This is a genomic window from Streptomyces sp. NPDC002306 (assembly GCF_053593435.1).
On the sequence record NZ_JBSFCK010000019.1, the window covers coordinates 128,826 to 136,773 of the forward strand.

Annotated in this window: 7 protein-coding genes; 4 read left to right on the top strand and 3 right to left on the bottom strand. The window is 72.0% G+C overall.

What is annotated here, in order from left to right; translation table 11 throughout:
• From ACWCQK_RS29265 to ACWCQK_RS29275, 3 genes are all read right to left on the bottom strand, one after another.
• On the bottom strand, positions 1-1,469 hold a 1,469-nt coding region (locus tag ACWCQK_RS29265), incomplete at its 3' end, for an NADH-quinone oxidoreductase subunit C (RefSeq protein WP_451159928.1).
• Positions 1,466-2,119, bottom strand: a complete 654-nt coding sequence (locus ACWCQK_RS29270) for an NADH-quinone oxidoreductase subunit B (protein ID WP_451159930.1) — start codon at positions 2,117-2,119, stop codon at positions 1,466-1,468. The genes ACWCQK_RS29270 and ACWCQK_RS29265, both read right to left, overlap by 4 nt.
• Complete coding sequence (locus tag ACWCQK_RS29275; RefSeq protein WP_451159932.1) at positions 2,110-2,529, bottom strand: NADH-quinone oxidoreductase subunit A; 420 nt, start codon at positions 2,527-2,529, stop codon at positions 2,110-2,112. The genes ACWCQK_RS29270 and ACWCQK_RS29275 overlap by 10 nt, the downstream gene beginning before the upstream one ends.
• 197 nt (positions 2,530-2,726) lie before the next feature.
• Between ACWCQK_RS29275 and ACWCQK_RS29280 the strand changes: the two genes are divergently transcribed.
• The 4 genes from ACWCQK_RS29280 to ACWCQK_RS29295 form a co-directional block, all read left to right on the top strand.
• The gene (locus ACWCQK_RS29280; protein WP_451159934.1) at positions 2,727-3,950 is read left to right on the top strand and encodes a sensor histidine kinase; all 1,224 of its coding nucleotides are present in this window, start codon (positions 2,727-2,729) and stop codon (positions 3,948-3,950) included.
• A gap of 155 nt (positions 3,951-4,105) precedes the next feature.
• On the top strand, positions 4,106-5,470 hold the full coding sequence (locus tag ACWCQK_RS29285) for a sensor histidine kinase (protein WP_451159936.1): 1,365 nt from the start codon (positions 4,106-4,108) through the stop codon (positions 5,468-5,470).
• A gap of 263 nt (positions 5,471-5,733) precedes the next feature.
• On the top strand, positions 5,734-6,393 hold the full coding sequence (locus ACWCQK_RS29290; RefSeq protein WP_451159944.1) for a LuxR C-terminal-related transcriptional regulator: 660 nt from the start codon (positions 5,734-5,736) through the stop codon (positions 6,391-6,393).
• Positions 6,394-6,974: 581 nt separating this feature from the next.
• The coding region (locus ACWCQK_RS29295) for a 2-oxoacid:acceptor oxidoreductase family protein (protein WP_451159938.1) at positions 6,975-7,948 on the top strand (974 nt) is incomplete at its 3' end.

The window sequence follows — 7,948 nt, forward strand, 5'->3', positions numbered from 1 at the left end:
CCCGCATCGGGGGCGGGAACGTCTGGGGTCCGCGTACCTGGGGTGCCCGGGTCGGGCGTGGGGTCCGCGGGGGCTCGGTCGTCGTCCGGCGTGGGTCCTTCGGGAGTGGACGCGTCCGACGGGGGTGCTTGCCCCGGCTCGGGCTCCGGGGACGGGTGCGGCTTCGGCTCCGGGACGGGCACGGACTCCGGGGCCGACGCCGGCTTCGACTCCACCTCCGGGCCGGGCCCTGCCTCCACCTCCGGGGCGGGCTCCGTCTCCGTCTCCGGGCCGGGCTCCGCCTTCACCTCCGGCCCTGCCTCCGCCTCCGGTTCCCCGAAAGCCGGGCGGGCGTGGTGCCACGGGGCGTCCGGGCTGCGGGAGCCGGTGACCGGCCGTCGAGGGGGCGTGGCCGGGGCCTGTTCCGGAGCCGGGGCTGCGGGGGTCTCGGCTCGCTGGGACGCGGAACCTCCGGTGGCCGTGCGCGCACGCCGAGGACCCGCGGGACGCGCGGGGCCCGCCGAACGGGCCGGACGCGTCGCATCGGGCGTGACCCCGGAAGCCGAGGCCTCCGTCGGCCCAGCCACCCCCGAAGCCTCCGCCGCCTCGGCCGCATCGGCCGCCTTCGTCGCTTCCGTCGGCCCAGCCACCTCCGAGACCCCCGCGGCCTCCGAAGCCGCCGGAGCCGCCGAAGCTCCCGTCGCCCCCGTCCGCTGTGAAGCGGACCCGCCCGTGGCGGTGCGTGCCCGCCGGGCGGTGCCCGGGGTGGGCGCGTCCGCCGACGTCTCCGCACCGGAGGCGGCCGGGGCCGCCTCCGCCGCCTGGCCGGCCGAGCCCTCCGCTGCCGTACGGGCACGGCGTACCGGGCGTTCGCCGGTGGGGCGGCCCGCGGCGCGGGCCGGGCGGGCCGGGGCAGGGGGGAGCTGGCCCTTGAGGGGGCCCCATTCGTTCGGGTCGGGAACGCCCGGGGGAAGCATCTGGCGGCGCTTGGGGCCGCCGTGCTCCGACTCGCCGGGTTCCTTCGCGCCGGGCCAGGCCTTGGCGACCCGCGCCGCCAGGACGAAGTCCTTGCGCAGGGGATGGCCCTCGAAGCCCTCCGGGAGGAGGAGGTGGTCCAGTGCCGGGTGGCCCTCGAAGTCGATGCCGAACATCTCGTGGGTCTCGCGCTCGTGCCAGGCCGCGCCCGCGTACACGTCCACGGCGGACGGCAGGGCCGGGGACTCGTGCGGGACGGTCGTGCGCACCAGCAGTCGGCGCAGCGGCGACAGCGCGGCCACGTGGGCCGAGATCCGGAAGCCGGTGCCCGGTTCGTCGACGGCGCTCAGCCAGTCGAAATAGGTGCAGCCCAGTGTGTCGCGGGCGACGCGCAGCGCCGCGGTCCAGGACACCGGCGGTACGTCGACCGTCAGGACCTCGTAGGACTCCTCGGCGGTCGCCTCCGCCCCGAAGAGTTCGTCGGCGGGTGCGGGCAGCCAGCCCACCGTGGTCATCGGTCCTCCCCCGCCGGGGACGCCGGGGACGATGCCTCCGGAGACGGGCCTTCCGGGGGCGTGGCCGGAGCCGCGGGCGGCCGCACCAGGCCGCTCTGGAGCGCGGCCGCGGAGGGCCGTGCGGTCCCGTACCGCTCGGCCAGCGACTCGCGCGCGATCTTCTCCTGGAGCTTCAGGATGCCCTGGAGCAGGGCCTCGGGGCGGGGCGGGCAGCCGGGGACGTAGACGTCCACCGGGATGATCTGGTCGACGCCCTTCGTCACGGAGTAGGAGTCCCAGTACGGGCCGCCGCAGTTGGAGCAGGCGCCGAAGGAGATGACGTACTTCGGCTCGGGCATCTGCTCGTACAGCCGCTTCACGGCCGGCGCCATCTTGTCCGTGACCGTGCCGGAGACCACCATCAGGTCGGCCTGGCGCGGGCCCGGCGCGAAGGGGATGACGCCGAGCCGGATGAAGTCGTGGCGGGCCATCGACGCGGCGATGAACTCGATCGCGCAGCAGGCGAGGCCGAAGTTGAAGACCCAGAGCGAGTAGCGGCGGCCCCAGTTCAGGACCACCTTCATGGGCTCGGGGGCCAGCCGGGCGAGGGTGCCCAGCCGCTTCGGCTCGGGGAGCGGTACGGGCTCGGCGGGCGAGGGGGTCACGTCCATGCCAGGACGCCCTTCTTGTATGCGTACAGCAGGCCCACGGCCAGGAAGCCGAGGAAGATGAACATCTCCACCAGCGTCGTGGCGCCGTAACCATGGTCGGCGAAGACCGTCGCCCAGGGGAAGAGAAAGATCGAGTCGACGGCGAAGACGACGTACAGGAATGCGTAGACGTAGTAGCGGACCTGGGTGTGGGCCCAGCCCTCGCCGACGGGGTCGACCCCGCACTCGTACGTCAGGAGCTTCTCGGGGGTCGGGACCACCGGGCGCAGCAGGCTGCTCGCCCCGAAGGCCACGGCGACGAACAGCACGCCCACGACGGCGAGCAGCCCGACGACCGAATAGGAGTGGAAGTAGTCCGCCGCGACGACGACGGTCGGGTCGTGCAACGTGTCCCGCAGCGTCTCCGGCAACGTCCGCCCTCGCTCCCTGACCCTGTTACCTTCGTGAACCCTGTGTTCGACGATGTGTACGCACGGGAGTCTAGGCCCTGATAAAGAGCCGGTAAGCAGCCCGTCACGCCTCGGAATCCGGGAGGGGGGTTTTCCCCCGTCCGCCGCGGTGGCGGACCTCATGGCGTTGTGGCGCGCCGCGCGGCACGCTAGCCCGTATGACCGCAGCCACGCCCTCTCCGGGCAGAGACATCACCCGGCAGGACACCGAGGGCCCCGAGGGCGCCGACGACGGCGCCGGCGTCCTGCCCCCGGCCCGCCCCGCCTACGACCCGCGGACGTGGAAGGAGATCGCGTATCTGCTGGCGAACCTGCCGATGGCGGTGTTCGGCTTCACGTACGTGATGACGGCGATGTTCGTCAGCGGCGTGCTCACCTTCACCGTGATCGGGCTGCCGCTGCTGGCGCTCGGGCTGATGGGGTCGCGGCTGCTGGGCCGGTTCGAGCGTGGCCGGGCGCGGGCGCTGCTCGGGCTGCGGATCGACGAGCCGAGCCCGTTGCCGGTGGAGCGGACGGCGGGTTTCTTCGCCCGGTTGTGGATGACGCTGAAGGATCCGGTGGGCTGGCGCGCGGCGCTGTACGACCTGATACGGCTGCCCTGGGGCGTGTTCACCTTCGCCATCACGCTGACCTCGCTGTTCGTGCTGTGGCCGGTGCTGCCGTATCTGGCCCGCGGGCTGACCAACGCGGACCGGGCGATGGTGCGCGCCCTGCTGTCGCCCTCCGACGAGCTGGAGCGGCGGATCGCCGAGCTGGAGTCGGACCGGGGGGTCGTGGTGGACACGGCGGCGGCCGACCTGCGGCGGATCGAGCGCGATCTGCACGACGGGGCCCAGGCCCGGCTGGTCAATCTGGCGATGGGGCTCGGTCTGGCCAAGGAGAAGCTGCTGGAGGGCCAGGCCGACGAGCACGTGGCGGCGATGGTCGAGGAGGCGCACGGCGAGGTGAAGCTCGCGCTTCAGGAGCTGCGCGATCTGGCCCGGGGCATCCACCCGGCCGTCCTCACCGACCGCGGTCTCGACGCCGCCCTGTCCTCGGTCGCCTCGCGCTGCACGGTGCCGGTGAAGGTGACGGCCGAGCTGGGGTCCAGACCGGCCGCCGCCATCGAGGGCATCGCCTACTTCACCGTCTCGGAACTGCTCCAGAACGTCAGCAAGCACAGCGGAGCGCGCGCGGCCTCGGTCGACGTGTGGCGGGCGGAGGACCGGCTGATGCTCCAGGTGTGGGACGACGGCCAAGGGGGGGCGCGGCTGGACGGCGGCAGCGGTATGCGCGGCCTGGCCGACCGCCTCGGCGCCGTCGACGGCCTGTTCGTCGTCGACTCGCCGCCGGGCGGTCCGACCACGGTGACGGCGGAACTGCCGTGGCGCGAGCGGTCGTAGGAGGCCAGGCCGGGCGAGGACGGTCGCGGGGCACGGTGGGGGTGGGGAAAACCCCCCGGTGCAGACGCCGACGGCCTCCATGGTCCGCTGACCTGCGGTCGAGCAGGGTGGAGGTAGGACAGGCGACCCGCCGACGAGCAGAGGGGGCGACACCGATGGCCAGCCAGTACGGACAGGACAGCCAGTACGGACAGGGCTACGGACAGGAGTACCGGCACGGGTACGGGCACGGGGAGCGGCGACACCGGGTGCCGGCCGTGCTGCGGGCGCCGTTCGAGGCGCGCAGCTGGAGCGAGTTCGCGTACATCCTGCTGAGCCTGCCGATCAGCGTCCTGCTCTTCACGTACGCCGTCACGATGATCTCGGTCGGCGCGGGGCTGCTGGTGACCTTCATCGGCATCCCGGTGCTGGCGGCGGGACTGGCCGGCTGCCGTGGTCTCGGTGCGCTGGAGCGGGCGCGGGCCCGCGGGATGCTGGGCCTGGAGGTGGGCGACCCCGAGCCGCTGCGGACGCGCGGGCACGGCGCGTGGGCCTGGATGGCCGCCCTCATGAAGAGCGGCACGTCCTGGCGGCAGCTGATGTACGCGGTGATCCACTTCCCCTGGGCGGTGTTCTCGTTCTGTGTCGCGGTGACGTTCTGGACGTACGGGTGGGCGACGCTGACCTACCCGCTGTGGTTCTGGGTCTTCCCGCTGTACGGCGGTCAGGACGGCCTCCAGCTGTACGGCGACGAGCAGCACCGGATCTACCTGGACAACCCGTTCGAGATCACTGTCACGGCGCTGGTCGGCCTGCTGTTCACGCTGGCCACGCCGTGGATCATCCGGGCGCTGACGCAGGTGGACCGGCTGCTGGTGCACGGGCTGCTGGGGCCGTCGCGGCTGGCGTCGCGGGTGGTGGAGCTGGAGTCGGACCGGGGGGTCGTGGTCGACACGGCGGCGGCCGACCTGCGGCGCATCGAGCGGGACCTGCACGACGGGGCGCAGGCCCGGCTGGTGGCGCTGGCCATGGACCTCGGGCTGGCGAAGGAGAAGCTGACGGAGGATCCGCAGGAGGCGGCGCGCATGGTGGACAACGCGCACGGTGAGGTGAAGACGGCCCTTCAGGAGCTGCGCGACCTGGCCCGGGGCATCCACCCGGCCGTCCTCACCGACCGCGGTCTCGACGCCGCCCTGTCCTCGGTCGCCTCGCGCTGCACGGTGCCCGTGCGGGTGGACGTGGACCTGACCGAGCGGCCGACGCAGGCGATCGAGGGGATCGCGTACTTCACCGTCTCCGAGCTGCTCCAGAACATCAGCAAGCACAGCGGGGCGCGGACGGCGTCGGTCGACGTGTGGCGGGCCGAGGACCGGCTGATGCTCCAGGTCGTGGACGACGGGGTGGGCGGGGCGGACGCGTCCGGGGGGTCGGGCCTCGCGGGGCTGGCCGGGCGGTTCGACGCGGTGGACGGGATCCTGGTGGTGGACTCGCCGGCCGGGGGCCCGACCCGGGTGACGGCGGAGCTGCCCTGGCGGGGCTGACCCGCCGTTCATTTCCCTCCCCTGCCGCTCACCCTCCCCCGCCTTCCCCGCCCCCTCCAGTCCGCCAGGGCCGGAGGGAGCGCGGGGCGCGGGGCCGAAACCCGGCGTATCGCGCACGTGTTCCCGTCGCCCGGGCGCAGGCGGCTCCGAATGCTGGAATGCTGGACGTGTCGAAGCGGGCGGGTACCCGATGGGGGTACGGCGCCCGCCCGGGCGCGTCGGGGACGCGGGGCTGTGGGGGGCCGAAGATCGTGGAGGACAGGGTGCGGGTGGTCATCGCCGAGGATTCGGTGCTGCTGCGGGAGGGGCTGACCCGGTTGCTTACCGACCGCGGGCATGACGTCGTCGCCGGGGTCGGGGACGCGGAAGCCCTGGTCAAGACCATCACGGAGCTGGACGCGGCGGGCGAGCTCCCGGACGTCGTGGTGGCGGACGTACGGATGCCGCCGACGCACACCGACGAGGGAGTACGGGCCGCGGTGCAGCTGCGCAAGACGCATCCCGGGCTCGGGGTGCTGGTGCTGTCGCAGTACGTGGAGGAGCGCTACGCCACCGAACTGCTGGCCGGTTCCAGCCGCGGTGTCGGCTATCTGCTCAAGGACCGGGTGGCCGAGGTGCGCGAGTTCGTGGACGCGGTGGTGCGGGTGGCCCAGGGGGGTACGGCGCTCGACCCCGAGGTGGTCGCCCAGCTGCTCGGACGCAGCCGCAAGCAGGACGTGCTCGCGGGACTCACCCCGCGGGAGCGGGAGGTGCTGGGGCTGATGGCCGAGGGCCGGACGAACTCGGCGATCGCCCGGCAGCTGGTGGTGAGCGACGGCGCGGTGGAGAAGCACGTCAGCAACATCTTCCTGAAGCTCGGGCTGTCGCCGAGCGACGGGGACCACCGACGGGTCCTCGCGGTGCTCACCTATCTGAATTCCTGACCGCCGACCGCCAAACCGGCTGTGCGGCCGGTCAAACCGACCGTGTGGCCGTCAGACCGGCTGTGCGGCCGTCCGAGCGCTGTGCAGCCACCCAGCCGGCTGCCCCGCTGAACCGCCGTGCCGATTCGGCCATCCGACCTGGAAATCCGGCCGATCTTCCGGCCACGCTTCCGGCCGCTCTCGCTCATCCAGCCGCTCATCCGGCCGACCATCCGGCCGACCATCGCCCGTTCGGCCGAAGATCAGCATTCACGATCTTCACCAAATTCCGGTTCATGATCTGAATTCACGACCGGACGACCGCCTTCCGTGCGATCGGAGGGCACCGGCGTCGAAAACGATTCCGTCCAGGGGCAGAACCGCAGGGCAATCACCATGCGTCTTCAGTGCGGATACCGAGGGGCGAGTCAAGCGGGCCGGGCCGACGAAAGCCTGTCACCTCTTGGCGCGGAAGCGCCACGAAGCGGTGATCCTCGTGCGAATGACCCGGGGAAGGCGGCCCTTGCGGACGTAGGGTTGATGTTGGGAAGGCCTTTGGGAAGGCCGCTCCCAGACAGCCGCCTCGAGGGAGGTCCAGTTCAGTGACCAGCCAGGTCAGCAGCGCAGCGGAACAGGCCGACGGAGCCGTAGTAGGAGAGCAGCGCAAACCGGGCGGGGCGAAGGACGTACAACGCCTCAACCGGGTGATCATCAGGTTCGCGGGGGACTCCGGTGACGGAATGCAGCTCACCGGGGACCGCTTCACCTCGGAGACGGCGTCGTTCGGGAACGACCTGTCGACCCTGCCGAACTTCCCCGCCGAGATCAGGGCCCCCGCCGGCACACTCCCCGGTGTCTCCTCCTTTCAGCTGCATTTCGCCGACCACGACATCCTGACGCCGGGGGACGCGCCCAATGTCCTCGTCGCGATGAATCCGGCGGCGCTGAAGGCGAACATCGGGGATGTGCCGCGCGGCGCGGAGATCATCGTCAACACGGACGAGTTCACTAAACGGGCGATGCAGAAAGTCGGATACGACGCTTCTCCGCTGGAGGACGGGTCGCTCGACGGCTACCAGCTCCACCCGGTGCCGCTGACGACGCTGACGGTCGAGGCGCTGAAGGATTTCGCTCTGTCGCGCAAGGAGGCCGAGCGCAGCAAGAACATGTTCGCGCTGGGGCTGTTGTCGTGGATGTATCACCGGCCGACGGAGGGTACGGAGAAGTTCCTGACGTCGAAGTTCGCGAAGAAACCGGAGATCGCGGCGGCGAACATCGCGGCGTTCCGTGCGGGCTGGAATTTCGGTGAGACGACGGAGGATTTCGCGGTCTCCTACGAGGTGGCGCCGGCGGCGAAGGCGTTCCCGGTGGGTACCTACCGCAACATCTCGGGGAATCTGGCGCTGTCCTACGGGCTGGTCGCCGCGTCCCGGCAGGCGGACCTGCCGCTGTTCCTGGGCTCGTATCCGATCACTCCGGCCTCCGACATCCTGCACGAGCTGAGCCGGCACAAGAATTTCGGGGTGCGGACCTTCCAGGCCGAGGACGAGATCGCGGGGATCGGTGCGGCGCTGGG

Bases quoted from the DNA above. Each gene is read 5' to 3' on its own strand.
- ACWCQK_RS29285 (WP_451159936.1), top strand. From the start codon at position 4,106: ATGGCCAGCCAGTACGGACAGGACAGCCAGTACGGACAGGGCTACGGA.
- ACWCQK_RS29280 (WP_451159934.1), top strand. From the start codon at position 2,727: ATGACCGCAGCCACGCCCTCTCCGGGCAGAGACATCACCCGGCAGGAC.
- ACWCQK_RS29270 (WP_451159930.1), bottom strand. From the start codon at position 2,119: ATGGACGTGACCCCCTCGCCCGCCGAGCCCGTACCGCTCCCCGAGCCG.